The organism is Nocardia sp. CA-145437, from assembly GCF_050956485.1.
In the GTDB taxonomy this organism is placed as follows: Bacteria; Actinomycetota; Actinomycetes; order Mycobacteriales; family Mycobacteriaceae; genus Nocardia.
In genome coordinates this window covers 4531377-4557895 of record NZ_CP191204.1, presented here as the reverse complement: position 1 = coordinate 4557895, position 26519 = coordinate 4531377, and the positions used below count along the sequence as shown (strand labels likewise).

Sequence of the window (26519 nt, the reverse complement as noted above, 5' to 3'; positions counted from 1 at the left end):
GGGCCGGGAGACGCCGACATGACTACGACGACAACGACATCCGAGACCGCGCGGACCGCGGTGGCCCCGCCCGATCGGCTCGCCATCCTCAACCGGCTGGTGGCCCGTCCCGAGGTGGGCGCGCTGCTGGGCGCGGTGGTGGTGTTCGTGTTCTTCACCATCGTCACCACCAAATTCCTGAAACCCCTGGGCATTTCGACGTGGCTGGACGACGCCTCCACGCTCGGCATCATGGCGGTGGCCGTCGCGCTGCTCATGATCGGCGGGGAGTTCGACCTGTCCACCGGCGTGATGACCGCCTCCACCGCGCTGATCACCGGGCTGCTCGCGGTGCACGCGGGCTGGAACGTGTGGTTCGCGCTGGCGGTGTCGCTGGCGTTCGCGCTCGCGGTGGGGGCGCTCAACGGCTGGGTGGTGATGCGCACCGGGCTGCCGAGCTTCATCGTCACGCTGGGCACCTTCCTGGCGTTGCAGGGCCTGAATCTCGGCGTGACCCGCTGGGCCACCGGCACCGTGCAGGTGTCGGGGGTGCGATCGGCGGACGGATATCAGTCCGCCGGGTGGGTTTTCGCCTCCACCACCAAGATCGGTAGCGCCAGTATCCAGGCGTCGGTGGTGTGGTGGATCGTGGTGACCGTGGTCGCGGCGATCGTGCTGACCCGCACCCGGTTCGGGAATTGGATCTTCGCGGTCGGCGGCTCGTTGCCCACCGCCCGCGCGGTCGGCGTGCCCGCCACCCGCACCAAGATCCTGCTGTTCATGACCACCGCGTTCGCGGGCTGGATCGTGGGCGCGTGCAACCTGCTGCGGTTCGCCAGCGTGCAGGCCAATCAGGGGGTGGGTCTGGAGTTCCAGTACATCATTGCCGCAGTGATCGGAGGCTGCCTGCTCACCGGTGGTTTCGGCTCGGTGGTGGGCGCGGCCGTGGGCGCGCTCATCTTCGGCATGGCGCGGCAGGGCATCGTGCTGGCGGGCTGGAACAGCGACTGGTTCATGTTGTTTCTCGGCGTGCTGCTGTTCTCGGCGGTGCTGGTCAACAACGCATTCAAGAAGCGAGCCGAAAGGGTACGCCGATGACCGTGCCATTGATCGAAACCGTCGGCATCGGAAAGAGTTACGGCGGCGTGGTCGCGCTGCGCGAGGTGTCGACGGTGGTGAACGCGGGCGAGGTCACCTGCGTGCTGGGCGACAACGGCGCGGGCAAGTCGACGCTGATCAAGATTCTGGCGGGCGTGCACCAGCACGACAGCGGGGAACTGCGGATCGAGGGCCGCGAGCTGCGATTGTCCTCGCCCCGTGAGGCTTTGGACCTCGGCATCGCCACCGTGTACCAGGATCTGGCGGTCGTGCCGCTGATGAGTGTGTGGCGCAATTTCGTGCTCGGCTCCGAACCGGTCAAACGCTACGGGCCGTTCGAGCTGCTGGACCGTAAACGCGCTCAGGACATCGCCCGAAAAGGGCTGGCGGACATGGGGATCGACATTCCCGACCTGGAACAGCCGGTGGGCACGCTCTCCGGCGGTCAGCGGCAGTGCGTGGCCATCGCCCGCGCGGTGCACTACGGGGCCAAGGTGCTGATCCTCGACGAGCCGACCGCGGCGCTGGGCGTGAAGCAGGCCGGGGTGGTGCTGCGGTACGTGGTGCAGGCCCGCGACCGTGGGCTGGGGGTCGTGCTGATCACCCACAATCCGCATCACGCCTACCCGGTCGGGGATCGGTTCCTGCTGCTCAAACGCGGGTCCGCGCTGGGCGGTTACGAGAAGTCGCAGATCGACCTCACCGAGCTGACCCGGTTGATGGCGGGCGGCGCCGAACTCGAGGCGCTGCAACACGAATTGGAGCGGGTGGTGCCGTGATCGAGCTGGAGGCCCTGACGATCGGCCGGGTCGGCGTCGACCTGTATCCCGAACAGAGCGGGGTGCCGCTCGCACAGGTGCGGACCTTCGCCAAGTTCCTCGGCGGCACCGCCACCAATGTGGCGGTGGCCGCCGCCCGGCTGGGGCGGCGGACCGCGGTGCTGACCAAGGTCGGGCCGGACGGGTTCGGCGACTTCGTCCGTGACGCGCTGGAGGGGTTCGGGGTCGCGTCCCGGTATGTCGGGACGGCGGCGGGGCTCCAGACGCCGGTGGTGTTCTGCGAGCTGAACCCGCCCGCGGACCCGCCGCTCCTGTTCTATCGGTCGCCCATCGCACCGGACCTCACCCTCACCGAGGACGAGATCCCCTGGGACGTCGTGGATTCCGTGCCGCTGCTGTGGGTGACCGGCACCGGCGTCAGCGCCGAACCCGGCCGCACCACCCAGCGCGCGATCCTCGAACGCCGGAACCGGCGCGGGCACACCGTGCTGGACCTCGACTATCGGCCCATGTTCTGGCCCGACGTGGACACCGCGCGCGCCGAGATCGGCTGGATGGTCGATCACGTGAACGTGGTGGTGGGCAATCGGACCGAGGTGCAGGTGGCGGTCGGCACCGCCGATCCCGACGAGGCCGCCGACCGGCTGCTGGCGCGCGGGGTGCGGCTGGCCGTGGTGAAGCGCGGCGCGGAGGGCGTGCTCATCGCCACCGAATCCGAGCGCTGGACGGTGCCGCCGTGCCCGGTGCGGGTGCTGTGCGGCCTCGGAGCGGGCGACGGCTTCGGGGGAGCGCTGATCCACGGGCTGCTCGCGGGCTGGGACCCGCACCGGGTCGCCGCCTACGCCAATGTCGCGGGCGCGCTGGTGGCGTCCCGGCTGGCCTGCGCGGACGCCATGCCGACCGCTGCCGAGATCGAGGAGATGCTGTGCACCTGAACGACGCGCGCTGGTACGACCTGCTGCGCACCCGCGCCACCGACCCCGAGGCCATCCGCCGCGCCTACGCCGACCGGCGTCGCCGCCCGAACCTGCTGTCGGGCACCGGGACCCTGTTCCTGGTCGCCGCCGACCATCCGGCTCGGGGCGCGCTGGGCGTCGGCGCGGACCGCACCGCCATGGCCGACCGCCGTACCCTGCTGGAACGACTGCTCATCGCCTTGGCCGACCCGGCCGTGGACGGGGTGCTCGGATCACCCGACATCGTGGAAGAGCTGCTGCTGCTCGACGCCGTCCACGACAAGATCGTCATCGGCTCCATGAACCGGGGCGGGCTGGCCGGAGCGGACTGGGAGATCGACGACCGATTCACCGGATACGACGCCGAATCCTTGGTGAAGTACCGCCTCGACGGCGGGAAAATGCTTTTGCGCCTGGTGGATTCGGATCCCGGCACCATCCCGACCCTGGAAGCGTGCGCCCGTGCGGTATCCGAACTGGCCGAGCACGGGCTCATGGCCATGGTCGAGCCGCTGCCGTACGCCCGCGATCACAGCGGCGCGCTGGCCATGCACAAGGATTCGGCCTCCCTGCAACGTGCGATCACGGTCGCCTCCGGACTCGGGGTCACCTCCGCGTACACGTGGCTGAAGATTCCCGCACCCGACGATGTCTCGGTGCTCGACGCCACCACCTTGCCCGTTCTCGTGCTCGGAGGCGCGCCCTCGGATGATCCCGAGTCCGACCTCGCCTCCTGGGCCGCGGCGCTGCGTCACGATGTCGCGCGCGGGCTGGTGGTCGGCCGCAGCCTGCTCTATCCGCCCGACGGGGACGTCGCGGGCGCGGTGCGGGCGGCGGCGCGCGTGCTGGAGGCGGCGCGATGAGCGATCGGCGCTGGGCAATGCCATGGCGCGCAGCCGGTGACGGCGTACCGGTCGATGCGATCGGCGGCGCGAGGGCGGGGCGGAGATGACGCGACTGCATCGCCGGGCCGGAACGCTGGCCGACGGCAGCGATCCCGTGCTGGTGACCCCCGAGGTCGCGGGGTGGTCCTACGCCGGGCTGCGGGTGTTGCGTCTGGCGGCGGGGGAGCGGCGGGTGATCGCCACCGGGGAGTTCGAGGCCTTCGTGCTGCCGCTGTCCGGGGCGTGCACGGTGCGGGTGGACGGGATGACCTTCGAACTCGCCGGGCGGGATTCGGTGTTCACGCGGGTGACCGACTTCGCGTATGTGCCGCGCGACGCCGAGGTCGAGCTGTCCACGACGGACGGTCTGGAGGTCGCGCTGCCGATGGCTCGGTGCAGCAGGCGGCTGGAGCCGAAATACGTTCCGGCCGAGCGGGTTCCGGTCGAGGTGCGCGGCGCTGGTCACGCTACCCGCCAGGTGACCAACTTCGGGACGCCCGGCGCGTGGGATCACGCCGACAAGCTCAACGCCTGCGAACTGATCACCCCGGACGGGAACTGGTCCTCGTATCCGCCGCACAAGCACGACGAAGCCTCCGAGTGCGAGGTCGTCAACGAGGAGATCTACTACTTCCGTATCGCGGGGCGCGACGGAATCACCACGAGCCCGGAAGGTTTCGGGTTCCACCGCACCTACACCCCGGACGGCGCCCTCGACGAGAACGTGGCCGTCCGTGACGGCGACGTCTTCCTCGTGCCGCACGGCTATCACGGTCCCTGCGTGGCCGCGCCCGGCTACCCCATGTACTACCTGAACGTGCTGGCCGGTCCCGCGCCCGAACGGTCCATGGCCTTCTGCGACGACCCCGGGCACGCCTGGGTGCGGGCGGGCTGGGCGTCGGAAGCGGCGGACCCGCGGTGCCCGGTCACCTCCCACGAAGGACGGCTCGGATGAAGCTCACGACCGCGCAGGCGCTGGTGGCCTGGCTCGTCGCCCAGCGCTCGGAAACCCTCGAAGGTGTCGAAGTGCCGCTGTTCCCGGCGGCTTTCGGCATCTTCGGGCACGGCAATGTGCTGGGCCTGGGCACGGCGCTGGCCGAGTATCGTGACGCGTTGCCGCTGTGGCGCGGGCACACCGAGGAGGGCATGGCGTTGGCGGCGGTCGGGCTGGCCAAGGCCACGCAGCGGCGGCAGGTCGGGGTCGCGACCTCGTCGATCGGGCCGGGTGCGCTGAACATGGTGACGGCCGCCGGTGTGGCGCACGCGAATCGGCTGCCGGTGCTGCTGCTGCCCGGCGACACCTTCGTCAGCCGGGCCTCCGATCCGGTGTTGCAGCAGGTGGAGCGTTTCGGCGATCCGACCGTCACGGTGAACGACGCGTTCCGGCCGGTGAGCCGCTACTTCGACAGGATCACCCGGCCCGAGCAGCTGATCGCGACGCTGCCGCAGGTGGCGCGGGTGCTCACCGATCCCGCCGACGCCGGGCCGGTGGTACTGGCTCTGCCGCAGGATGTGCAGGCCGAGACCTACGACTTCCCGGACGCGCTCTTCGAGCCCGTGGTGCACCATGTTCCGCGCCCGCGGCCCGATCGGCGCGCGGTCACCGAGGCCGCGCGCGTGCTGCGGGACGCGCACCGTCCGCTGCTGGTGCTCGGCGGTGGGGTGCGATATTCGGGCGCGGGTGGCCAGGCGCTGGAATTCGCTGAGCGGCACGGTATTCCGGTGACCGAGACCACCGCCGGGCGCACGCTGGTAATGCATGACCATCCGCTGTTCGCCGGTCCGCTCGGAATCACGGGCGCGGCCTCGGCGAATGCGCTGGCCGCGGCGGCGGACGTGGTGCTGGCCGTCGGCACGCGTCTGCAGGACTTCACCACCGCGTCGTGGACGGTGTTCGCGCCGGAAGTCCGTCTCGTGCACATCAATACGGCGCGATTCGACGCGGTCAAGCACGGGGCGCTGGCGGTGGTCGGGGATGCCGACGTGACGCTGCGTGATCTCGGACCCGAACTGGGGGAGTGGTCTGCCGATCCCGGCTGGACCGCGCGCGCCGAGGCGGTCCGATCGGACTGGGACGCGCACATCGACAAACTGCGCGCGCCCACGCCCGGGACGCCCAGCTACGCGCAGATCGTCGGCGTGGTGAACGAACTCAGTGAGGCGTCGGACTACGTCATGACCGCCTCCGGCGGCCTGCCCGGCGAACTCATCGGCGGCTGGCGCGCGCCCGGTGGGCTGCCGACGATGGACGTCGAATACGGGTTCTCCTGCATGGGATACGAGCTCGCCGGAGCTTGGGGCGCGGCGCTCGCGCGCACCGACGCCGGAGGCCTGGTCACCACCCTGCTCGGCGACGGCTCCTACCTCATGCTCAACTCCGAACTGTTCTCGGCCGCTTTCGCCGGTCACCCGTTCGTCGCGGTGGTGTGCGACAACGACGGGTACGCGGTGATCGCCCGTTTGCAGGAAGGCCAGGGCGGCACGGCGTTCAACAACTTCTACGCCGACTGCCGCACCACGCACGCCACCCCGCCGCGCGTGGACTTCGCCGCGCACGCGCGTGCGCTGGGCTGTTCGGTGTTCACCGCCGTCGAACTCGGCGACTTCCGCGACGCCTACGCCGCCGCCAGGGCGGCCGCCCGAACCGAGTCCCGGCCCGCCGTCGTCGTCGTCCGCACCCAGCCGTCCACCTGGACCGAAGCCGGTGCGTGGTGGGAAGTCGGTGTGCCTCACCATCTCTCGGGCCGCGCCGAGTACGACCGCGTGAAGCCCGGGCAGCTGCGCTACACCCATCCGGCCTGATCGCGGGCGCGACGCGCCGGTCGCCCGAAATCCGGGCATACCGGCGGACGCCCGACCCGCGCGCGCGATCTATGGCAGACTCGGCGCAAACACGCGGTCGGTCGATGGGCGATCAACGGTTGTATTGATCGAGGCAGTACGGGGTACGGGAGTTTGAAGGTCGCAATGGATCTCAGCGCCATCGAGCGGCAAGTGGCCGTGGATCGCGGGGCAGCACGGGATCGGACGCTCGAGGCGGAGCTGGCCCTGGCCACGTCGCTGTGCGAGCTGGCCCGGGCGTTGATGGCGACCAAGTCCGATCCGGAATCGCGGGATCGGTCCGCGTCGGCGCTGGAGCCCGCGCAGGAGGCGGTGCTCCTCCGGCTGCGCTGGCTCACCTCCGGACATGTGACCGCACCGTTCGCCGCCGAGGTGACCGAGGCGCTGCGCCTGTTCGAGCAGGCCGCCCGCACGATCGGCCACCGTGAGCTGGCCACCTCCACCATCCGCAACGCCTGTCAGGCGTATCGGCATGTGGCGCAGACCTATCCCCTCGCCGCGGGTGCGTCGGCCGACGCGTTGTCCAAGTGCAGCGTGTGGTTGTGCCGGCTCGACCCCAAGGCCGCCGTCGCGGCGGGCGAGGACGCGGTCCGTATCCGTGCGAGCCTCTTCGCCGCCGATCCGGACCAGGCCAACCGCTATCTGGCGACGTTGAACACGCTGCTGCGCACCCTCATGGTGGGTCGTCAGCGCAAGCAGGCCCTGGCCATGTACCGCGAGTGCTACGCCAAGGTCACCTCCGCGGGCATGACGCAGCGGTTGCGCGAAATCCGGGTCGAGGACATCGGATTCACCGGCAAGACCGTCACCGCCCTGCGCAAACTCGAATGCGCCACCCTCGAGCGCGCCGGCTACCTGACCCAGCAGCAGATCCTCTACCAGACGGCCGGTGACCTGGCGACCATCGAGGAGATCAACTGGCAGCTGGCCCTGGTCGGCCTCAAACCGCTCGCCGCGGGCGCCCTGCCCGACCAGCCCTCCAAACCGGTCGAGATCAGCACCGCCTTCGGCGCCCTCGGCGTCCGCTGCTCTTCCCGCAACGCCGTCACCCTGGTCCGCGCCGCCATCCTCGCCGCCTACACCGCCGACGGCGCCGAACCGGTCCAGAGCTCCGCCTACCTGGGCGTCGACCAGAAGCACTGGAGCACACCCGAACCCGAACCCAACCGCGCCGAACGCCTCGGCGAGGACGTCGTCCTCATCGAGAAGGTCTCCGAACACTGGGTCTCGGTCAAAAGCCTGAATTGGGAAGTGGCCCCCGTCGGCCGCCACCCCCTCGCCCTGCGCCTCTCCCAGGAATGGCCGGTCGTCAGCGTCACCACCACCGAGCAAATGTCCTACGAACTGTGCTGGTACGAGGGCGGCGCCGCCACCCAATACGCCTGCCTGGGCCTCCCCGCCGCCCAAATCCCCCTGGAAAAGCCGTTGGCCCCCTTGGACTTCAAGGCCCTCTCCGACTACGGCGCCGACTACGCCTCCGAAACCCAGGTCCGCTCCGCCTTCGGCAACACCACCATGTTCACCAAACTCACCTGCCTCCCTGGCAGCGGCATCCGCCAAGCCGCCGAAGCAGGCCCCCTCTCCGCCCACGGCACCAACACCCTCTACTTCCGCAACGCCACCGAATCGTGAACGAGCTCAATGCTTCCTCCGACGTGAGCTGCCGACGTTCTCATATTGGGGCAGACTGTGACGCATGGTGGCAGATCCGATCGAGCTCGAAGGTAGGCGCGGACACCTGCTGGCGCAGCTGAGCGAGCTGCGCCGCGCGGTCGCGGAACTGTCCGACGGATACGCGGCTCTACCGGAGTCCGGCCTGATCATCGACACTGTCGGCACCGGGGCACTGACGACTCCCGGCTACTGTGTCGCCGGCGCCCGGGAAGTGTTGGAGGAAGCGCTGATCGAGCTGGACGCTGCCGGTGACGCAATGGAGCGGGCAGCCCAATACACCGCTCGTTTACGCGGTGTGGTGTTCGACTGACATCCGCGACCGAGACCGACCGCCTTCGGCGGGCGGGTCGCCAGCCGAATTCATTTCGGCGGTGTGGCAGGCCCGCTGACCGGAACCGTGGTCGGTGGGGATTCCTGGGGCAGGGGTTTGATCACAACCGGGAATACCATGCGGCTTCCGGCCGGCCCGGGCGAGGGATCGTCGGGATACAACACGACGCCGGCAATGATCAGCAATACCGCTGCGGTAATCCCCAAGATCGGTCGTATGAGGCTTGGCCACAGCTCCCACGCCGACCGCGCCAACAGTCCGGATACGTCAGGCATGTCCGCTCCCTACCGCCCCGGAGCCTTCATGGATCAGTCGCCGGGCAGGCATCACCCGTTACAGGCGGAGCTGATTTCGCCACGCGTGAATCGCCATAACCGACATCGAGATTCGACGGCGTTAGTGGCCGTGTCCCCCGAACGGGTTGAAACGGCAGTGGATAGACTGGGCCGTGCCGCTTACCTTTCCGTCGCATGCGTTGGCAGTAATCCCGTTGAAGATCCGATGGCCGCGTCATCTGGATGGTGTCGCGTTGGTGGTCGGTGCGGCGGTTCCGGATGCCTCGTATCCGGTGGCCGGATTCTTTTCGATGCCGGAGACGCACACACTTCTTGCGCTGCTGTGGTGGTGTCTGCCGATGGGAATCGTCGCGACGTGGGTAATTCGTTGGGGTGCCGCGGATATCGCCGCCCATCTGCCCCGGCTCGGGGCCTTCGACCTGCCCGCTTACGGCGTTCTCGGTGCTGTGCGATATCGGTGGTATGTCACGGGCTACTCGATTCTGCTCGGCGCGGTGACCCATATCTTCTGGGACGGATTCACGCATGATCCGGCCGGTGGGCATGGCTGGGGAGTCGCCACATTCCCCGTGCTCTTGCAGCCGGGCCCGCTCGGCAGGCCATGGTGGTACCTGCTGCAGCAAACATCGACCTTCGTCGGCGGGGCACTCGCGGTCGGCTTGTTCTACTACATCGGTCGCCGCGGACTGCTGCGGGCCTGGCACGGTGACCCACCGCCGTCCCGGCGCGCGCCGAAGCGGTTCTGGCTGGCGGCCGGACTCGTTGCCGCGCTCAGTTTGTCGCTTCTTCCCCTGATGCCCTTGGCATTTCAGCCGTTCGTGGTGGGAGTCCGCTTGCTCTATGTCGGGGCGCTGTCGTTGCTTGCGGGCGCAGTGTCGATTCGCCTGTTTGACCGGGAACCCCGCAAGAACGACCTCGCAGACACCGACACCGTCCCTTTCTCGATCTTGTAGATGCCGACCCCGCACCCATGGCGTGGATGCCGCCCGGGGGTCTGCGATCACTGACGCGGTCGATGCGCTCGACGGATCGCGTGTGTACGGCGGCGGCGATATGGTCCTGCCATGACATCGAAGTGGGCCGTGGGCGACGAATGCCAACTGCCGGCGACCGCTGCCATCTGGCTCACCAATGATCCGCAGCCAGGGCTGGTCCTCGTCGAGTTCGTCGATGCCCACGGTCGCCCGCACTGGCTGGTCGACAAGTGCGCCATCTTCGGCGCAGACCTGTTGCCGACATCGACTTACCCACGCCCGACCAGCATTCAATGCGCGATCGACGCGGTCGACGGCGACATCGCCACGGTCCGCGCGTGGTGGACGATCAGCCGCGGCGGCCTTCCCTTCGTGTTCGACGTCCGGGCAGATGTACTCGTTCCGGTCACGGCGGGCTGACGGTGATGATGTAGGCGGTGGCGGGGCCGCCCCGAATCGGAGCCGGCCAACCAGGCATCCGACCTGCCGTGGTGCCGAGTTCCTGACGACCGGCTATAGCTCGCACTACAAGCATCGGTCGGGCCACCTTTTGCCGATTTCACTGCGATAGTGCGAGATTGAGCGGCCGCGGAATTGAGTGCATTCGGAAGTTGCTGCGCGTGAACGGCCACGTTGGGGATCGTTAGCGTTCCTTTTAAGTTTCGCGCGTTTGGGGGCTGTTTCATGGAGGATCGAGAGAGAGGCATAGCGGCGCGGTGGGCGGCGGTCGCGTTGCTGGCCGGTGTCGCCGCACTGGCCATTCAGGCGGTGGTGATTCCGCTGTTCAGTCTGGGAGCACCCGCTCACCCAGGGTGGCGACGACGCGGAGAGCTACCTCCAAGGGCATCCTGTGTTCGTCGAGTGGCTGGGGCAGTAATTCCTCGACCTGCTGCATCCGGTAGAGCACGGTGTTCTTGTGCACGCCCAGCGACTCGGCGGCCTTGGCCATACTCCCTTGTTCGAGGTAGACGAGGGCGGTATCGCGCAGCCGTGCGGTAGCCTCGCCCCGCGCCGCGAGGCCGCCCAGTTCACGGTGCACCATCCGCGACAGTGCGGCGATGTCGGCGGCCAGGCAGCTGACGAGTTCGACATCGCGGTACAGGGTGACCGGTGCGGGCTCGGTCTCCGCGGCGATCCGGTAGGCCCGCAGGGCCTCCTGGTGGCTGACGCGGAATCCGTCCACTCCGGCCGCGGGGACTCCGGCGGCCAACTGAACGATCGGTTGACGCTGCTGAAATGCCTTCAGTCGAGCGATCTTCCGGAGATCGGGCACTTCCGGTGTGGCCAGCCAGGCCCAGAGCATCCGGCCGCCGGCGGGCAGCATCAGCGGACGTGGCGCGCCGAGGGCGGTCGCGATGTCGACGGCCAGCGTCTCCAGCATCGCGGAGGAGTCGTCGGTGGGGTCCAGAGTCCACAGGATCAGGCCGGTCTGCTGGATGTAGAGGTTGTGCCCGAGTTGCCGTGTGCTGCGTTCGATATCGACCCGGTCCTCGTGCAGGATTGCCTCGACGAGCTCGCGCCTGCGGGTCAGCGCGCTGCTCGCTTGCCGCCGCGTCTCGTCCAGAAACGCCATTTCGGCGCGTTCGGTAGCGCCGGATATGGTGCGGCTCAAGTGATCCCACTGGAGATCCAGCGCTACCGGCAACAACTCCGGATCGGTGATCTCACGGCAGGCGGAGGTCATGATCTCGGCCCAGCTGATGCGCTGCAGGGTCCGGTAGCAGCGTTGCAGCAGCGCGATGTCGTAGCCGCGCTGGGCCAGTGCGCGGCCCAGGGCCTTGGCGGCGTTGGGCAGGTGGATATCGCCGGGACGTTCGTGCGGCCCCTGGCTGAAGTACGCACCGACTCCGTCGTGCACCGCGACCCGAAGCTCCTGCCGGAGCGCGGCGTCTGATCCGATCTCGGGCACATCGGCGGCGATGGCGTCGATCATTCGCCCGGACAGGACGCTCAACTCCGGCTCGGCCACCTCACGGTTGGCGAAGGATTCGAACCAGGCTTTGGCCTCCGCAACGAGGTCACGGGGTTGACGCATATCAATTTCTCCCGGTGTACGTCGATGTACGGATGGCAGCGGTGGCACAGTACAGACTGCGGCGGCGGCACAATCGCGGCCGGTCGCTTTGTGATCCACGGTACAAGCGGCCAATACGCGCATGACAGCACACTGACCGTCATGAGCACTACAGACACCCTTTCGCGGCTGACGCAGGCGAAGTCGCTGTGCGAGCTGTTCCAGCACACCTGCGCGACTCGACCCGGCGATCTCGCGGTGCGCACACTCGACGGCACGACCGCGTTGACGTGGGGTGAATACGGTGCTCGAGTACGCCGGCTCGCCGCCGGGCTGGCGGCCCTCGGTGTCGGACGCGGAGACACGGTCGCGATCATGCTCACCAACCGCCCCGAGTTCCATCTGATCGATACCGCCGCGTATCACCTGGGCGCGATCCCCTTCTCGGTCTACAACACCAACGCCCCGGCGCAGATCGCCTACCTGTTCGCCAATGCGGGCAATCGCACCGTCGTGTGCGAGGCACAGTTCCTGGCACGCGTGCTCGAAGCCAAAGAAGGCGGCCGGGTCGAGCACGTGATCTGCCTCGATGACGCCCCGGCGGGCACCATGACGCTCGCCGAACTCGAAGCCCTGGGCGATCCCCAGTTCGATTTCGAGTCCCGTTGGCGTGCGGTCGACGCCGATGACCCGATCACCATCATCTACACCTCCGGCACCACCGGGGCGCCGAAGGGCGTGGAGATGTCGCATCGCAACGCCATGTTCGGCACCGAAGCGATGCTGGGGATCCCGGAGTTCGCCGCGGGTTGCGGTGGGCGGGTGGTGTCCTATCTTCCCGATGCGCACGCCATCAACCGGTGGATCGCCCACTACATGCCCGCCGTCACCGGTGCGGCGGTGTACACGGTGGCCGACGGCAAGAACCTCGCGGCCGCTCTGCCGGTGGTGCGGCCGACGGTGTTCATCACCGTGCCGATGCTCTGGTACAAGATCGAGGCGGCGGTGCGTACCGCGCTCGCCGAGCAGACCGGACCCCGCGGTGCGGTGGCCGCGTGGGCGCTCGAGGTCGGCCGGCGCAAGGTCGCCGCCGATCTCGCGGGCCGATCGATCTCCCTGGGCCTGCGGCTGCGGTATCTGTGTGCCCAGCGCCTGGTGCTGGCGCGGCTGCGGGAACGAATCGGTGTGGACCAGACGAGCATTGCCTACACCGGTGCCGCGCCGATCACCCCGGAGACGCTGGAATTCCTGCTGGCGCTGGGAATTCCGGTAGCCGAGGCATGGGGGATGTCCGAGATCGGTCTGGCGACGTCCAATCGTCCGGGCGCACAGCGGGTGGGCAGCGTCGGCACGGCGCTGAACCGGGTCGACATTCGCTGTCTCGACGACGGTGAATTGGCGGTCCGCACTCCAGGAGTGATGAGGAGGTACCGCAACGACCCGGTCCGCACCGCCGAAGCCGTTGACGCCGACGGCTGGGTGCACACCGGCGATGTCGGGGTCATCGATGCCGACGGTTATGTCAGCATCGTCGATCGCAAGAAGGAATTGATCATCAATTCCGCGGGCAAGAACATGTCGCCCACCAATATCGAGAGCGCGATCCGTGCGGCCAGCCCGCTGGTCGGTTCCGTGGTGGCCATCGGCGACAGACGCAAATACGTGACCGCGCTGATCACCCTCGAGCCCGAGGCTGCGGCCGTGTTCGCCGCCGAGCACGGCGTCGAGGGGTCCCCGCAGGTGCTGGCAGCCGATCCGGTCGTTCGCCGTCGGCTCGACGAAGCCGTAGCCGTCGCCAACGCACGACTTTCCAGGGTCGAGCAGGTGAAGGCCTACACCGTGCTGCCGGCTTTCTGGGCGCCCGGCAGCGACGAGATCACTCCGACGATGAAGCTGCGCCGCGCCGTCATCGCCGAGAAATACGCGAGCGAGATCGATGGCCTCTACACGCGCTATCGGACCTGAACACGCTGCCGCTCAGGCATTCCCCATCGTATGAACCGTCGCGTCGAAGCGACAGAACGGAAGAAAGAGAGCAATGACGACAGAAGCATTCGTGTACGACGCGATTCGCACTCCGCGAGGTCTGGGCAAGCCGACCGGTGGGCTGTACACGATCGCGCCCGTCGAGCTCGCCACCGGCCTGATCCGGGAACTGCTGCGGCGCAATGAGGGCATCGACGCCGCCAGGATCGACGACGTGATCCTGGGCTGTGTCAGCGCGGTCGGTGAGCAGGGTTTCGGCATCGCCGAAATGGCGGTACTGCGTGCGGGATTGGGTGAGACCGCGGTGGGCGTGCAGCTCAACCGGTACTGCGCTTCGGGACTCGAAGCGGTCAACACCGCGGCCCAGAAGATCGCCTCGGGCTGGGAAGACCTCATCTTCGCCGGTGGCGTCGAATCCATGTCCCGGGTTCCGATGGGCTCCGACGGTGGCATGGTCGTCGCCTCGGATCCCAATGTCTATCAGCGCACCCCGATCATTCCGCAAGGACCGGCCTCGGACCTGCTGGCCGCCAAGTACGGGTTCAGCCGGACCGATCTCGACGCCTTCGCCGCGCGCTCGCATCAGAACGCCGCCCGAGCGTGGACCGAAGGCCGGTTCAAGGATTCCGTGGTGCCCGTCGCCGACCTCAACGGTGTCGTCGTGCTCGACCATGACGAACTGGTCCGCCCGGACGCCAGCGTGGAGTCGCTGGGCGCGCTGCGGCCGTCGTTCGCGGCGATCGGTGAGCACGGCGGCTTCGACGCCGTCGCCCTGCAGCGCTATCACGAGCTCGAGCGCATCGAGCATGTGCACACCGCGGGAAATTCTTCGGGCATCGTGGACGGCGCGTCGCTGCTCGCCATCGGAAACGCCCGTGTCGGTGCGGAATTCGGGCTCACACCGCGCGCCCGGATCGTGGCCACCGCGGTCACCGGATCCGACACATCGATCGGATTTACCGGCCCCTACCCGGCCTGCCGCAAGGCGCTGAACAAAGCCGGACTGAGCATCGACGACATCGACCTGATCGAGGTCAACGAGGCGTTCGCGGCCGTGGTGCTGACCTTCGCGCAGCAGTTCGACATCGACGTGGACAGCATCAACGTCAACGGTGGCGCCATCGCCATGGGCCACCCGCTGGGCGCGACCGGCGGGATGCTGCTCGGCACCGTCATCGACGAACTCGAGCGCACCGGCAAACGCTACGGCATGGTCACGCTCTGCGCGGTCGGCGGCATCGGCATCGCCACCATCGTCGAGCGCCTGAGCTGATCCGCCCGCACCAGAGAGGACTGGAAAGACAATGAGCGAGAACATCATCGGCTGGGAACTCGGCGCGGACGGCATCGTGGTGCTGACCATCGACGACCCCTCCCAGACCGCCAACACCTGGAATGCCGCCTTCCGGCAGTCGCTGGCCGTCACCGTGGACCGCCTGGAGGCCGAACGGGAAGCCTATGCGGGTGTCGTGATCACCTCCGGCAAGGAGATCTTCAGCGCCGGAGCCGATCTCAAGGAGGTCGGGCCACTGTTCCAGAGCGCGGACGCGGCACAGATCGCCACCTTCTTCGACGGGGCGAAGGCGCTGCTGCGTCGACTGGAGCGCCTGGGCAAGCCGGTGGTGACCGCGATCAACGGCACCGCGCTCGGCGGTGGCCTCGAACTCGCGCTGGCCACGCACCACCGAATCGCCGTGGACCGTTCCGGAATTCGGATCGGCTTGCCCGAGGTGACCCTGGGTGTGATTCCCGGCGCGGGCGGCGTGGTGCGCACGGTGCGCATGTTCGGCTTGGCGGGCGCGCTGACGAATGTGCTGCTGAAGGGCGCCAAGTTCAGCCCGCGCAAGGCGCTCGCGGCCGGGCTGGTCGACGAGGTCGTCGGCACCGACGCCGAATTGCTGCCCGCCGCGCGGGCGTGGATCGCGGCCAATCCGGCTCCCGTACAGCCGTGGGACCGCAAGGGCTATACGCTGCCGGGCGGCCGCGCCACCGAGGCCGAGCTGTCGCAGCAGGTGCTGGCGCTGGCGGCCACCGTGCGCAAGCAGCTCAAGGGCGCCGATCTGCCGGCCCCACGCAACCTGATCGCCGCTGCGGTCGAGGGCAGCCTCGTCGACTTCACCGCGGCGTCGACGGTCGAGACCCGGTACCTGGTCGACCTGGCGATGAATCCGCTGACCGCCAACGGGATTCAGTCATTCTTCGACCTGCAGCAGGTGAACCGGAACACCGATCGCCCCGCCGGGGCGGCGCCTTTCCGTCCGACCAAGGTGGCGGTGCTCGGCGCGGGCATGATGGGCGCGGGTATCGCCTACGAATACGCCAAAGCCGGTGTGGCCGTGGCCCTCAAGGACATCACGCTGCAGGCCGCCGAACGCGGCAAGGGGTACTCACGCACCCTGGTCGAGGCCGCGGTCGCCAAGGGCCGCTGGACCCGGCAGCGCGCCGACGATCTGCTCGCCCGCATCAGCCCGACGGCCGACGACGCCGACCTCGCCGGCGCGGATCTGATGATCGAGGCCGTGTTCGAGGACCCCGAGCTGAAGAAGCAGACCTACGGCCAGGTCGAGCCGGTCCTCGACGGCAACGCGCTGCTGGCGTCGAATACCTCGCAGATCCCGATCTCCGGACTCGCCGAGGGAGTCACCCGGCCGGAGGCGTTCATCGGCATGCACTTCTCCTCGCCGGTGGACAGGATGCCGATGGTCGAGGTGGTCAAAGGCGCTCTGACCAGCCGGGAAACGGTGGCGCGCGCCGTCGACGCGGTCCGGCTGATCAACAAGACGCCGATCGTGGTCAACGACGGTCGCGGCTTCTATCTGACGCGCTTGTTCATGGCGGCCACGTTCGAGGCGTGCGAGATGGTGGCCGATGGCGTGCCCGCCACCTCCATCGAACAGGCCGCGCTCCAGAACGGCATGATGACCCAGCCGCTGCTGGTGCTCGATCAGGTGAGCCTGTCGCTGTCCCGGTCGATCATCGCCGACCAGGAAGCGTCGGCGGGTAGCGTGGTCGGCCGCACGGCCGGCGAGGGCGTCGTGGTCCGGATGGTCGACGAGTTCGAGCGCCGGGGCCGCGCCGCCGGCGCGGGCTTCTACGACTACGCCGACGGCAAACGGCTCACGTTGTGGCCGGGTCTGCGCGACGCGTTCGGACCCGCACGCGACATCCCGTTCCAGGACCTGCGCGACCGGTACTTGTTCCGGATCTCGTTGGAGGTGGCCGCCTGCCTCGAGGAAGGCGTCGTCGAGTCCGCGACCACGGCCAATGTCGGGTCGGTGATGGGCGGATTCCCGGCCGGCACCGGCGGCGCGCTGTCGTTCATCAACACCTACTCCGGCGGCCCCGCCGGATTCGTCGCCCGCGCCCGCGAACTCGCCGCCGCCTACGGCCCGCGCTTCGCCCCGACCGCCTCGCTGGTGGCCGCCGCCGAGGCCGGCACTCTCGTCGGCCGCTGAATCACCCACTTCCGCAACCAGATCGGACCATCATGAATGCGTACATCCTCGACGAAGACCACCTCGTCTTCCGCGACAACATCCGCAAGTTCGCTCGCGAGAAGTTCATTCCCGGTCAGCTGCAGCGGGCCGCGAGCACGGAGTATCCGCGCGCGGAGCTACGGGATCTGGCCGCTGCGGGTCTCACCGCGCTGGCCGTCCCGGAAGAATTCGGGGGACAGGGCGCGGACCTGCTCGCCCTCGGGATCGCCGCCGAAGAGCTCGGCTATGCCTGCTCGACCATGGCGCTGGCGTACTTCTTCGTCAATGTGCAGACCAGCTTCTTCGCCGCGCACGCCCCGGCGGGAGTGCGCGAAGAGTGGCTGCCGAAGCTGATCTCCGGTGAGGCCATCGGCTGCACCGCGCTCACCGAGCCCGGCACCGGCTCCGACGCCTCCGCGCTGACCTGCCGCGCTGAGCGGGTCGAGGGTGGCTGGAGACTGTACGGGGAGAAGTCCTCCATCACCCAGGCCCCGCACGCCGACGTCGCCGTCGTCATCGCGCAGACCGATCCGGGTCAGCGCGCCAAGGGAATCGGCGCCTTCGTGGTGCCGCTCGACGATCCGAGCATCGCGCGCCAGGCCTTCCACGACCCGGGCTGCAAGGCCATCGGCCGCGGCGCACTCACCTTCGACGGCACCTTCGTGCCCGATGCCTCGGTGATGATGGAACCGGGCACCGGTTTCCACGGGATCATGCGCGAATTCGACCTCACCAGAACCCTGATCGGGCTCATGGTGATCGGCAGCGCACAGCGCGCCGTCGACATGACGGTGGAATACACCCAGCAGCGCACCACCTTCGGGCAGCCGTTGGCGGTGAACCAGGGTGTGCAGTTCCCGCTGGCCGAGCACAGCACCTACATCACCGCGGTCCGGGCGCTGGCCTATCAGACCCTCGGCATGCGCATGGCGGGCGAGCCGCACACCGCCCAGGCGGCGATGCTGAAGTGGTGGGCTCCACAGGTCGCGATGGCCGCCATCAACGACTGCGTCGTCCTGCACGGCCACATCGGATGGTCCGAGGAGATGCCGCTGCAGGCCATGCTGCGCGACGTCTCGGGCTACCAGATCGGTGACGGCACACCGCAGATCCAGAAGATGATCATCGCCCGCGACTTGTACTCCCGGTGAACGCGAGCCGGCCGGTGGGCGAGCGCCTGTATGCCGAGGACCTCATCGAGATCATCGGTGTCGCACAAGAACTCGGCCGACACAGCCTGACCGAGGAGGCCATCCGCGCCTTCGCGCGGCAGTGGGATCCGCTGGCGATCCATGTCGGCGACGGCGAACACTTCGGCGGGGTCATCGCCAGCGGCCTGCACACCCTGTGCGTGTTCCAACGCCTCGCCGTGGCCGGCGCCTACTCGCGATGGGCCGTCGTCGCCGGGCGCGATATCCGGGGCATGACACTGCCGACACCGGTCCGCCCCGGGGACACCCTCACGGGCCGGGTCACGATCACCGATGTCGTTCCGGCGCGGGAAGGGCGAGCGAAAGTCCGCGTCCAGGGCGAACTCACCAACCAGTACGACGAACGGGTCATGATCATCGACCTCGACGGCTACGTCCACAGCCGAGTCGACGCGGGCTGACCCATGTCACTCGACATCGTCTCCGACCCCAGAGTCCACACCGTTCCGTGTCGTCCAGGAGCAACTCTCGGCACGGTCGGCGTGTGACCCCGGGAAGGACGCGGAACGGTGCTTCTGATGGTGTGCGGAAATCCGAGGGTTCGTCGAAGTCGGCTGCGTTGCGACGGAGGCACTTCGATCACACGCGGGTGCCATCAGAATCACCGAGGGCTTTGCGGGGTCGCGGACCACCGCGCCCTGCCCGCGCGAGAAGGCGACCGCGAGTCGAATGAGCGGTACTGCGTTTGCGGGGGATTTGCGCCTCTGCCATCATCTGCCGATGAAGAAATCGAAGGCTGTGGTGTTCGGTGCCGCAGTGGTGCTGTCCGTGGGAATCGCTGGGTGCAGCGCGGATCAGGAGTCATCGTCGACGGGGACCTCGGTCGCGCCGACCACTGCGGCCTCGTCGCCTGTCGCGAGCGATTACGCGAAGCTGCTCATCAAGCCCAGCGATATCGACTCCGACTGGACGTTGAAGACCTCCAAGGCGGAGCCGAACGGCATCACCGGTGTCTACGGCAACGGTGCGGGGACCGAGAAGATCAGCACCGCGGTCATTGTGCGCGAGAACGCCGCGGCCGCTGCCGCGGCGGCGAAGAATGATGTGGCGCAGAAGTCGGGTGCGGCCTTCACGCCTATCGACATCGGTGTCGACGGCGGCATCATGAATGGCCCGGGTGGATCCACCGTCGTGGTGTTCGCCGAGGGCGGAGCCTTCGCGATCATCGAATTCAACAGCAAGACCGGTGAACACGTCCCGGCCGAAGTAGCGATCGCGATCGCTGAGAAGCAGGACACCGCCATCAAGAACGGCGTGAAGTAGCAACCTCGCGGTTTCACCGGGTTCCGCTGCCGGATTGCCGACAGCGGAACCGTTCTGCGGCGAAACAGCTCTCAGACGGTGTCTCATGTGGCATTTCATCGTCATGGTTGCCGGGCCGGTGTTCGCCTGTGCGGTGCATGTGATCACCGCGATCGCGGTTTCCTGACCCGCTGGCGTGGTGGCGGTTTCAGGGGCGGGGTGGTTCGACTCGGACCAGGCCGGATTGGAAGGCGAGGACGACGAGTTGGGCTCGGTTCTGGACGCCGAGTTTCGACATGGCGCGTTGGACGTGGGTGCGGATGGTCAGGGGGCTGACGTACATCTTCTCGGCGATTTCCTCGTTGGAGAGGCCTTCGGCGACCATGGCGACGACCTCGCGTTCGCGGGCGGTGAGGACGTCGAGGGAATCGGCTGCGGTGATACGGCTTTCGGGGCGGGAGAGGTAGCGGGCGATCAGGGTGCGAGTCGCGGTGGGGGAGAGGAGGGCGTCGCCGGCGGCTACCGCGCGGATGGAGCGGAGGAGTTCCTCGGGGCCCACGTCCTTGCCGAGGAAGCCGCTCGCTCCGGCGCGGAGGGCCTGCGCCACGTACTCGTCGAGTTCGAAGGTGGTGAGGATCATGACCCGGGTGTCGCGCAGAGCGGGATCGGCGCAGATCTCCTGGGTGGCGGCGAGGCCGTCGGTGCCGGGCATACGGATGTCCATGACCACGACGTCGGGGGTGGTGGCTTGCGCGAGTTCGACCGCCTCCCGGCCGTTTCCGGCGATGCCGACGACTTCCATGTCCTCGGCCGAATCGATCAGCAAGCGGAAGGTGCCTGCCAGCAGGGCTTGATCGTCGGCGAGCAGTACCCGGATGGTCATGGCGTCGTGTCCTCGTCGTCGGGGGTCTTCGGTGGTTCGAGAGGCAGTTCGGTGGTGACTTCGAAACCGCCGCCGGGCTTGCGGCCGGCGCGCAGGTGGCCGCCGACCGAGACGGCGCGCTCGTTCATGCCGATCAGACCGTAACCCTGCGCGTTCGATTCCCGGTCGGCCGAATCCTGTTCACCGCGAACAGTTTCCGGCGCGTCGCCGCCGTCGTCGCTGATGCTGATGGTCAGCAGCAGGCGCGAGTAGTCCAGTCGCACGGTCGCGGTCGCGGTGCTCGCGTGCTTGGTGACATTGGTGAGCGCCTCTTGGATGATCCGGTACGCCGTCAGATCCGCGCCCGGTGAGAGCGGGCGCGGCACACCGGTGATCGACAACGACAGCGTCAAGCCGGTCCGCTCGAAAGACGTGAGCAGTTCCGACAGTTGAGCCAGCCCGGGTGTCGGTTCGAGCGGGGCATCGGAATCGTCCTCCCGCAGCAGGCCCACCGTGGCTTTGAGTTCGCGCAGCGCCGCGGAGGTGGTGCCGGCCAGCTCGTCGAGCATCTCCTGCGCCTGATCGGGTTGGCTGCGCAGCAGGTATGCGGCAGTGGAGGCTTGCGCGTGCGCCAACGCCATGTGGTGGGCGACGATGTCGTGCAATTCCCGCGCGATCCGGACCCGCTCCTCGCCGACGCGCTGCCGCGCCTCCTCCTCCCGCGTCCGTTCGGCCAGTTCGGCGCGTGCGTGCAGGGCCGCCAGATAGTTGCGCCGGTTGCGCCCGGCCTCGGCGAACGCGCCGGCCAGCAGGTCACCGGCGACCAGCGTGATGCGTCCGCCGGTCAGCAGCGGATTGAAGTCGTGCACCAGCGAGGTGATCAACAGCGCGGCGCCCGCGACCACCGGGCCGAGCTTGGCGATGCGGGCATCGGGATACCACAAGCCCAGCGAGTACATGGCGACGAACGCAGCACCCGCCGTGAACACCGAGACCTCGAAACCCAAGGCGCCGATCGCGATACCGCAGGCTGTCGTGATCGCCAGTACCGCGCGCGGATACGCCCTGCGCCACAACAAGGCGATCGAGGCCGCCGCCGACAGCGCGAACACCCCGGGCGAAATCGGCCGGACCGCCACCGGCCCCTGCCCGTTGCCGTGATCGATGAACCGGCTCGCGTAGGTCGCCAGCGCGCACAGCAGGATGGCCACCACCACATCGACCACCCGGCTGTGCCGGCGCGGCCATTGCGACCATTCGGCGGTCATCGGCGCTCCTTCTCGTCGTCGAGAACAGTATTCGGCAGGTCCCGAACCGACCGGTAGGCCGCCCGCTCCGGACGGCCTACCGGTCGTCGATCCGGCCCGCGGCTCAGGCGCGCGCGGATTCGAGTTCCCGCTCCGGCTCGACGGCCACCGGCCGGTTCAGGCTCTCACCCTCCACGTCCACGTTCGGCAGGATCTTGGCCAGCCACGCCGGAAGCCACCACGCCTTGTCGCCGAGCAGCGCGAGCACCGCCGGAACCAGGGTCATCCGGACGATGAAGGCGTCGAAGAACACCGCCGCGGCGAGCCCGAGACCCATCATCTTGATCATCGGTTCCCCACCGCCGATGAATCCGGCGAACACCGCGATCATGATGGCGGCCGCGGCCACCACCACCCGGCCGCTGTGCCGGAATCCGGTGACGATGGCGTCGCGGGCGCTCTCGCCGTGCGCGAAGGCCTCCCGCATCCGGGTGACGAGGAAGACCTCGTAATCCATGGCGAGCCCGAACACCACGCCGACCAGGAAGATCGGCATCATGCTCATCACCGGACCGGTCTGGTGCACTCCGATCAGATCGGCCAGCCAACCCCACTGGAAGACCGCGACGATCACACCGAAGGCCGCGCCCACCGACAGCAGGAAGCCCAAGGCCGCCTTGATCGGCACGGCGATCGAACGGAACACGATCATCAGCAGCAGGATCGCGAGCCCGACCACCACGGCGAGATACGGGAGCAGGGCGTCGGACATCTTCTGCGAGACATCGATATTCATCGCGGTCGCACCCGTGACGAGCATGGTCGCGCCGGTCGCCGCGTGCAGACCGCCGGCCTCGCCGCGCAGGGTGTGCACGAGGTCCTTGGTCGCGGTGGTCGAGGGACCGGTGGCGGGCACCACGGTGATCATGGCGGCGTCACCGGCCTGATTGAACATCGCGGGAGACACCGACACGACGCCCTCGGTCGCGGCCAGCGCGCTGGTCGCCCGTTCCACCGCGGCCTGCGGGTCGCTGACGCCCTTGACATCCAGTGCGACGGTGAGCGGCCCGTTGAAGCCGGGCCCGAAGCCCTCGGCGAGCGCATCGTAGGCGCGGCGCTGCGTTGTCGAGGTCGGCTGCGATTCCTCACCCGGCATACCGAGTTCCAGGCTCGTCATCGGCAGCGCGAGCGCACCCATGCCGACCAGCCCGATCACCAGCACGGCCACCGGACGGCGGACGACGAACCGCGCCCAGCGCGTGCCCATACCGGGCTTGTCCTCCGGCACCGACTCTGCGGGCAGGCTGTCCCGATCCTGCTGCCGCTTGCGGAAAGCCTTGGGCAGCACCGCGTTCTGGAAGAAGCCCAGCAGTGCGGGCAGCAGCGTCAACGCGATCGTCACGGCGACGGCGACGGTGCCGGCCGCGGCCAGCCCCATCTTGGTGAGGGCCGGAATCCCGACCACGGCCAGTCCGGCGAGCGCGATCACCACGGTGAGCCCGGCGAAAACCACCGCGGATCCAGCGGTTCCGACGGCCCGTCCCGCGGCCTCCGTCGCGCTGTGTCCTTCGGCGCGTTCGGTGCGGTAGCGGGACACGATGAACAGCGCGTAGTCGATGCCGACCGCGAGCCCGAGCATCATCGCCAGAGTCGTTGTCGTGGTGGACATCCCGATGGCCACGATGGCGGCGATCCCGACGCCGATCCCGACCAGCGCGGTGATCAGCGGCAAGCCCGCCGCCGCGAACGCGCCGAAGGTGATCATCAGCACGATGGCCGCGATGGCGATGCCGATGGCCTCGGTCGCCCCGGCCATCTCCGGCTTCGCCTGGAGCGCGGACCCGCCGATCTCCACGGTGACCCCGGCGGCCTCACCGGTGTCCACCGCGTCGGTCAGCGCCGTCTTCGTCGCATCGGTGAGGTTGTCGCTGGTGTCGCCGTAGCTCACGGTCGCGTAGGCGGTGGTGCCGCTCTTGCTGACCCCGCCCGTCTGGAACGGGTCGAGCACGCCCTTCACCTGCGCGCCGCCCGAGACGTCGGCGACGATCCGCTCCACCACCGCCTTGTTGGCCTCGGAACCGATCTGCTGCCCCTCGGGCGCGACGAACACGATCCGCGCCTGCGCCCCATCGGATTTGGTGCCCGGGAACCGTTCGCCCAGCAGATCGAACGCCTGCTGGGACTCGGTCCCCGGAATCGAGAACGTATCCGGTGGCGCCGGCGGCGCGCTGGCGGCTCCCACCACCAGCGCGGCCATCAGTCCCACCCACAGCAGCACGACCAGCCGCCGCTTCTCGAACGCGAACCGGCCGACCCGGTACAGGAATTTCGCCATGCGACCATGCTCGTTCGACGCCTCTGTAGTCGGCATCGTCCCGGTGACGGCCGTCCGGTGTACTGCGAACGCAGTACCCGCGCCCGCTCAGTACTCGATCCGCAGCACCTCGGCTGGGCTGGTCAGGCGCAGGGCTGGGTTCCGGCCGCGGCTACCTGGAGCCAGATATCGCCCGCGTAGCCGGGCAGGTTGATCGGGTCGCTGATGATGGGCGCCTGGTAGCCGGTGTCGTATTGGCCGGTGAGGTGGTGGTAGCCGGCGGTGGTGGGGGTCCACGTCATGGTGACGGAGTTGCCGTTGATCGTCGTGGTGCCGGTGGCGGTCTTGTTGTCGTCGAACCAGGCGTTCCGGGCGGGGACGCCCGAGCTGAGGCTTTGCAAAATGGCCGAGCCCGACGAGGCGGCCAGGGACGCCGGGATGTTGGTCATGGTCACGGTGAGGGTGCAGCCGACCTCGGGCGTGCCGTGGACCGTCGTGCAGGCGGTGTCGCAGGCCTGGGGGTCGGTACTGCCGGAGCCGCTGACCTGGACGGTCGCGGAGGCCATATTGGTGTACGGGGGGAGGCTCACGTTGCTGTTGCCGTAGCCATAGCCGAGGACATGGGTGCCGGGGGTGAGGGGGGTCCACTGGAAGGTCCAGGTGGAGGTGGTGCCCATGCAGGGCTGGCCCGCGATGCTCGACTTGCCCTTCCAGTCGGAGCGGACGGTCACGCCGTTGGAAGTGTCGGAGAGGCCGGCGCCCACGCAGTCGGAGACCGGGATGACGACGTTGTAGGTCTGGCCGACCTGGAAGTTGCTGCCCTGCACGGTCATTCCCGTGCCGGTGACGTCGGCGTGGGCGGCCGGTCCGGTGGAGAGCACGGTCAGAGCGGAGGCGGTGGCGGTGATTCCGGCCGCGGCGAGGGTGCGGACTGAGGTACGCATGATGCGGGGTTTCTCGATTCGGCAACGCTGATGAGAGCGGGATGATCATTTGCGAATAGCACTGTTCACCGATCGTCGGCAGGCCGCACGCCCCGGGTTTTCGGGGCCGTGATTCGAGCCCGCGACCGCGCCGCGCGGGTTATGGATCGGGTCGTGGCTAGGGGTCGGCTACCGGCGTAGATTCTGATCAACGCTGCTCCGCCCGTCTTCTTCGGCGAAGGGACCCGGTGATGAGTGTGTCCGCTCGATGGCGCGCAGGTGCGGGGCTGATGGTCGTGCTGAGCTTGATCGTCGGTGGGTGCGGGTCGGATCGAGGCTCGGGCTCCGGCAGTCCGGCTCCGCCTTCGAGGGAAGCCGAGCAGATCGCCGATATCGTTCGCGCGAAGCTCGGCGAGTTCGATCTCACCGCGGCGGTGTTCGGGGCCTGGCGCGACGGCGAGGAAGTGGTCGTCGGCGCTGTGGGGGACTCGCCGCTCGGTGTTCCCGCGACCAGCGATATGCAGCTGCGGGTGGGTCAGCCGATGGAGCCGATGCTGTCGACCGTGCTCTGGCGACTCGACGGGAACGGCACGCTGAAGCTGGACGAGCCCATTGCCCGATGGCTGCCGAATTTCCCACGGGCCGAACGCATTACTCCGAGGATGCTCGCGAACAGCACCTCCGGAATCTCCGACTATGTCACCGATCCGGAATTCCTGAAACGATTCGGCGACAACCCGTTTCGCACCTGGACTGCTCGAGAACTGTTCGACCTGGCCAATGCCCGCCCGCCGCTGTTCGACCCGGGAACGAGTTTCGCCTACGCTCACAGCGATCTGGTCGTGCTCGGCGAGGTCCTGCAGCAGGCGTCGGGAAAACCCTTGGGCGAGCTGATATCCGACTACGTCTTGGATCCGCTCGGTATGAGGAAGAGCAGGGTGATGCTCACCGCCCAGGTGGACGAGCCGATCCTGCACGGCTACACCGATGAGCGAAAGATCTTCGAGGACGCCACCTTCTGGAATCCGACCGCATTCCTGCACAGCGGCAATATGAACTCCACCGTCACCGACGTCGGCCGCTGGGTCCGCGCTCTGGGTAAGGGAGAACTGCTCCCCGCGGACCGGTTTCAGCAGATGATGGCCCCCTCGACTGCCGGACTCGGTCCGCTCACCGCCCAGAAGTACTTCGCGTTCGGTGTCCCGCACATGGGCGACTGGCTGTTCATGAACCCGTCCTACGGCGGCTACAACGGAGTCGCGTTCTACGACACCAGGACCGCCACCACGGTCGTCGTCTACGCCACCCTCGGCGCCACCGCGAACGCCGACAAGAACAACGCGATCCCCATCGGCACTGCCATTGCGACCCTGCTGGTCCCGGACCGTCCGCCTCCGATTCCCTGATCGAACAGTGCAATTCCGAATAAAGG

The 26519-nt window shown here is 68.3% G+C and carries 22 protein-coding genes; 17 read left to right on the top strand and 5 right to left on the bottom strand.

The genetic code is table 11. The features are described from left to right. The first annotated feature begins 18 nt into the window (after positions 1–18). The 10 genes from ACQPYY_RS21230 to ACQPYY_RS21185 all read left to right on the top strand — a co-directional run bounded on the left by ACQPYY_RS21230 (position 19) and on the right by ACQPYY_RS21185 (position 10232). The gene (locus tag ACQPYY_RS21230; protein WP_433590703.1) at positions 19–1077 is read left to right on the top strand and encodes an ABC transporter permease; all 1059 of its coding nucleotides are present in this window, start codon (positions 19–21) and stop codon (positions 1075–1077) included. Further along, a complete protein-coding gene (locus ACQPYY_RS21225; protein WP_433590702.1) occupies positions 1074–1856 on the top strand; it encodes an ATP-binding cassette domain-containing protein in 783 nt (260 codons plus the stop codon). Before ACQPYY_RS21230 ends, ACQPYY_RS21225 begins: the two co-directional genes overlap by 4 nt. After that, positions 1853–2791 carry a 5-dehydro-2-deoxygluconokinase gene (gene iolC, locus ACQPYY_RS21220; RefSeq protein WP_433590701.1) on the top strand — a complete coding sequence of 313 codons (939 nt, stop codon included), beginning with the start codon at positions 1853–1855 and terminating at the stop codon, positions 2789–2791. The genes ACQPYY_RS21225 and iolC overlap by 4 nt, the downstream gene beginning before the upstream one ends. Beyond that, positions 2782–3675 carry a Cgl0159 family (beta/alpha)8-fold protein gene (locus ACQPYY_RS21215; protein ID WP_357277880.1) on the top strand — a complete coding sequence of 298 codons (894 nt, stop codon included), beginning with the start codon at positions 2782–2784 and terminating at the stop codon, positions 3673–3675. The genes iolC and ACQPYY_RS21215 overlap by 10 nt, the downstream gene beginning before the upstream one ends. Before the next feature lie 85 nt (positions 3676–3760). Continuing rightward, positions 3761–4651: a 5-deoxy-glucuronate isomerase gene (gene iolB, locus ACQPYY_RS21210; RefSeq protein WP_433590700.1), complete on the top strand. Its 891-nt coding sequence runs from the start codon at positions 3761–3763 to the stop codon at positions 4649–4651. Continuing rightward, positions 4648–6498: a 3D-(3,5/4)-trihydroxycyclohexane-1,2-dione acylhydrolase (decyclizing) gene (gene iolD / locus ACQPYY_RS21205; RefSeq protein ID WP_433590699.1), complete on the top strand. Its 1851-nt coding sequence runs from the start codon at positions 4648–4650 to the stop codon at positions 6496–6498. The genes iolB and iolD overlap by 4 nt, the downstream gene beginning before the upstream one ends. Before the next feature lie 165 nt (positions 6499–6663). Further along, the gene (locus ACQPYY_RS21200) at positions 6664–8169 is read left to right on the top strand and encodes a hypothetical protein (protein WP_379104431.1); all 1506 of its coding nucleotides are present in this window, start codon (positions 6664–6666) and stop codon (positions 8167–8169) included. Positions 8170–8233: 64 nt separating this feature from the next. Then, positions 8234–8521, top strand: a complete 288-nt coding sequence (locus ACQPYY_RS21195; protein ID WP_379104429.1) for a hypothetical protein — start codon at positions 8234–8236, stop codon at positions 8519–8521. Between the two features lie 469 nt (positions 8522–8990). Continuing rightward, positions 8991–9791 (top strand): DUF4184 family protein, encoded by an 801-nt coding sequence (locus tag ACQPYY_RS21190; protein WP_433590698.1) that lies wholly within the window; start codon positions 8991–8993, stop codon positions 9789–9791. 111 nt (positions 9792–9902) lie between these two features. Further along, positions 9903–10232 carry a hypothetical protein gene (locus ACQPYY_RS21185; protein ID WP_433590697.1) on the top strand — a complete coding sequence of 110 codons (330 nt, stop codon included), beginning with the start codon at positions 9903–9905 and terminating at the stop codon, positions 10230–10232. Positions 10233–10596: 364 nt separating this feature from the next. On the opposite strand, the gene ACQPYY_RS21180 is transcribed toward ACQPYY_RS21185, so the two are convergent. After that, positions 10597–11847, bottom strand: coding sequence for a PucR family transcriptional regulator (locus ACQPYY_RS21180; protein WP_433590696.1), 1251 nt, complete (start codon positions 11845–11847; stop codon positions 10597–10599). Between the two features lie 141 nt (positions 11848–11988). Between ACQPYY_RS21180 and ACQPYY_RS21175 the strand changes: the two genes are divergently transcribed. The 6 genes from ACQPYY_RS21175 (at position 11989) to ACQPYY_RS21150 (ending at position 19762) form a co-directional block, all read left to right on the top strand. After that, a complete protein-coding gene (locus ACQPYY_RS21175) occupies positions 11989–13791 on the top strand; it encodes an AMP-dependent synthetase/ligase (RefSeq protein WP_433594694.1) in 1803 nt (600 codons plus the stop codon). Between the two features lie 73 nt (positions 13792–13864). Continuing rightward, complete coding sequence (locus ACQPYY_RS21170; protein ID WP_433590695.1) at positions 13865–15085, top strand: acetyl-CoA C-acetyltransferase; 1221 nt, start codon at positions 13865–13867, stop codon at positions 15083–15085. A gap of 31 nt (positions 15086–15116) precedes the next feature. Continuing rightward, the gene (locus ACQPYY_RS21165) at positions 15117–17267 is read left to right on the top strand and encodes a 3-hydroxyacyl-CoA dehydrogenase NAD-binding domain-containing protein (protein WP_433590694.1); all 2151 of its coding nucleotides are present in this window, start codon (positions 15117–15119) and stop codon (positions 17265–17267) included. A gap of 32 nt (positions 17268–17299) precedes the next feature. Further along, positions 17300–18439: an acyl-CoA dehydrogenase family protein gene (locus tag ACQPYY_RS21160; RefSeq protein WP_433590693.1), complete on the top strand. Its 1140-nt coding sequence runs from the start codon at positions 17300–17302 to the stop codon at positions 18437–18439. 14 nt (positions 18440–18453) lie between these two features. Next, entirely contained in the window at positions 18454–18900 is a 447-nt protein-coding gene (locus ACQPYY_RS21155; protein ID WP_433590692.1) for a MaoC/PaaZ C-terminal domain-containing protein, read from the top strand. A 268-nt stretch (positions 18901–19168) separates the two neighbouring features. Further along, complete coding sequence (locus ACQPYY_RS21150) at positions 19169–19762, top strand: hypothetical protein (protein ID WP_433590691.1); 594 nt, start codon at positions 19169–19171, stop codon at positions 19760–19762. 187 nt (positions 19763–19949) lie between these two features. Here ACQPYY_RS21150 and ACQPYY_RS21145 read toward each other — a convergent pair whose 3' ends face one another. The 4 genes from ACQPYY_RS21145 to ACQPYY_RS21130 form a co-directional block, all read right to left on the bottom strand. Next, positions 19950–20624, bottom strand: a complete 675-nt coding sequence (locus tag ACQPYY_RS21145) for a response regulator transcription factor (RefSeq protein ID WP_433590690.1) — start codon at positions 20622–20624, stop codon at positions 19950–19952. Further along, positions 20621–21871 carry a sensor histidine kinase gene (locus ACQPYY_RS21140; RefSeq protein ID WP_433590689.1) on the bottom strand — a complete coding sequence of 417 codons (1251 nt, stop codon included), beginning with the start codon at positions 21869–21871 and terminating at the stop codon, positions 20621–20623. The genes ACQPYY_RS21145 and ACQPYY_RS21140 overlap by 4 nt, the downstream gene beginning before the upstream one ends. A 103-nt stretch (positions 21872–21974) precedes the next feature. Further along, positions 21975–24185, bottom strand: a complete 2211-nt coding sequence (locus tag ACQPYY_RS21135) for an MMPL family transporter (protein WP_433590688.1) — start codon at positions 24183–24185, stop codon at positions 21975–21977. A gap of 122 nt (positions 24186–24307) precedes the next feature. Continuing rightward, positions 24308–25108, bottom strand: a complete 801-nt coding sequence (locus tag ACQPYY_RS21130; protein WP_433590687.1) for a hypothetical protein — start codon at positions 25106–25108, stop codon at positions 24308–24310. Positions 25109–25377: 269 nt separating this feature from the next. Here ACQPYY_RS21130 and ACQPYY_RS21125 point away from each other — a divergent pair, with 269 nt between their 5' ends. Then, a complete protein-coding gene (locus ACQPYY_RS21125; protein WP_433590686.1) occupies positions 25378–26493 on the top strand; it encodes a serine hydrolase domain-containing protein in 1116 nt (371 codons plus the stop codon). The last annotated feature ends 26 nt before the right edge of the window (positions 26494–26519 follow it).

Coding starts and splice junctions, on each gene's coding strand:
- ACQPYY_RS21230 (WP_433590703.1), top strand. CDS start 19: ATGACTACGACGACAACGACATCCGAGACCGCGCGGACCGCGGTGGCC.
- ACQPYY_RS21225 (WP_433590702.1), top strand. CDS start 1,074: ATGACCGTGCCATTGATCGAAACCGTCGGCATCGGAAAGAGTTACGGC.
- iolB (WP_433590700.1), top strand. CDS start 3,761: ATGACGCGACTGCATCGCCGGGCCGGAACGCTGGCCGACGGCAGCGAT.
- iolD (WP_433590699.1), top strand. CDS start 4,648: ATGAAGCTCACGACCGCGCAGGCGCTGGTGGCCTGGCTCGTCGCCCAG.
- ACQPYY_RS21200 (WP_379104431.1), top strand. CDS start 6,664: ATGGATCTCAGCGCCATCGAGCGGCAAGTGGCCGTGGATCGCGGGGCA.
- ACQPYY_RS21195 (WP_379104429.1), top strand. CDS start 8,234: ATGGTGGCAGATCCGATCGAGCTCGAAGGTAGGCGCGGACACCTGCTG.
- ACQPYY_RS21185 (WP_433590697.1), top strand. CDS start 9,903: ATGACATCGAAGTGGGCCGTGGGCGACGAATGCCAACTGCCGGCGACC.
- ACQPYY_RS21180 (WP_433590696.1), bottom strand. CDS start 11,847: ATGCGTCAACCCCGTGACCTCGTTGCGGAGGCCAAAGCCTGGTTCGAA.
- ACQPYY_RS21175 (WP_433594694.1), top strand. CDS start 11,989: ATGAGCACTACAGACACCCTTTCGCGGCTGACGCAGGCGAAGTCGCTG.
- ACQPYY_RS21170 (WP_433590695.1), top strand. CDS start 13,865: ATGACGACAGAAGCATTCGTGTACGACGCGATTCGCACTCCGCGAGGT.
- ACQPYY_RS21165 (WP_433590694.1), top strand. CDS start 15,117: ATGAGCGAGAACATCATCGGCTGGGAACTCGGCGCGGACGGCATCGTG.
- ACQPYY_RS21160 (WP_433590693.1), top strand. CDS start 17,300: ATGAATGCGTACATCCTCGACGAAGACCACCTCGTCTTCCGCGACAAC.
- ACQPYY_RS21150 (WP_433590691.1), top strand. CDS start 19,169: ATGAGCGGTACTGCGTTTGCGGGGGATTTGCGCCTCTGCCATCATCTG.
- ACQPYY_RS21145 (WP_433590690.1), bottom strand. CDS start 20,624: ATGACCATCCGGGTACTGCTCGCCGACGATCAAGCCCTGCTGGCAGGC.
- ACQPYY_RS21140 (WP_433590689.1), bottom strand. CDS start 21,871: ATGACCGCCGAATGGTCGCAATGGCCGCGCCGGCACAGCCGGGTGGTC.
- ACQPYY_RS21135 (WP_433590688.1), bottom strand. CDS start 24,185: ATGGCGAAATTCCTGTACCGGGTCGGCCGGTTCGCGTTCGAGAAGCGG.
- ACQPYY_RS21130 (WP_433590687.1), bottom strand. CDS start 25,108: ATGCGTACCTCAGTCCGCACCCTCGCCGCGGCCGGAATCACCGCCACC.
- ACQPYY_RS21125 (WP_433590686.1), top strand. CDS start 25,378: ATGGTCGTGCTGAGCTTGATCGTCGGTGGGTGCGGGTCGGATCGAGGC.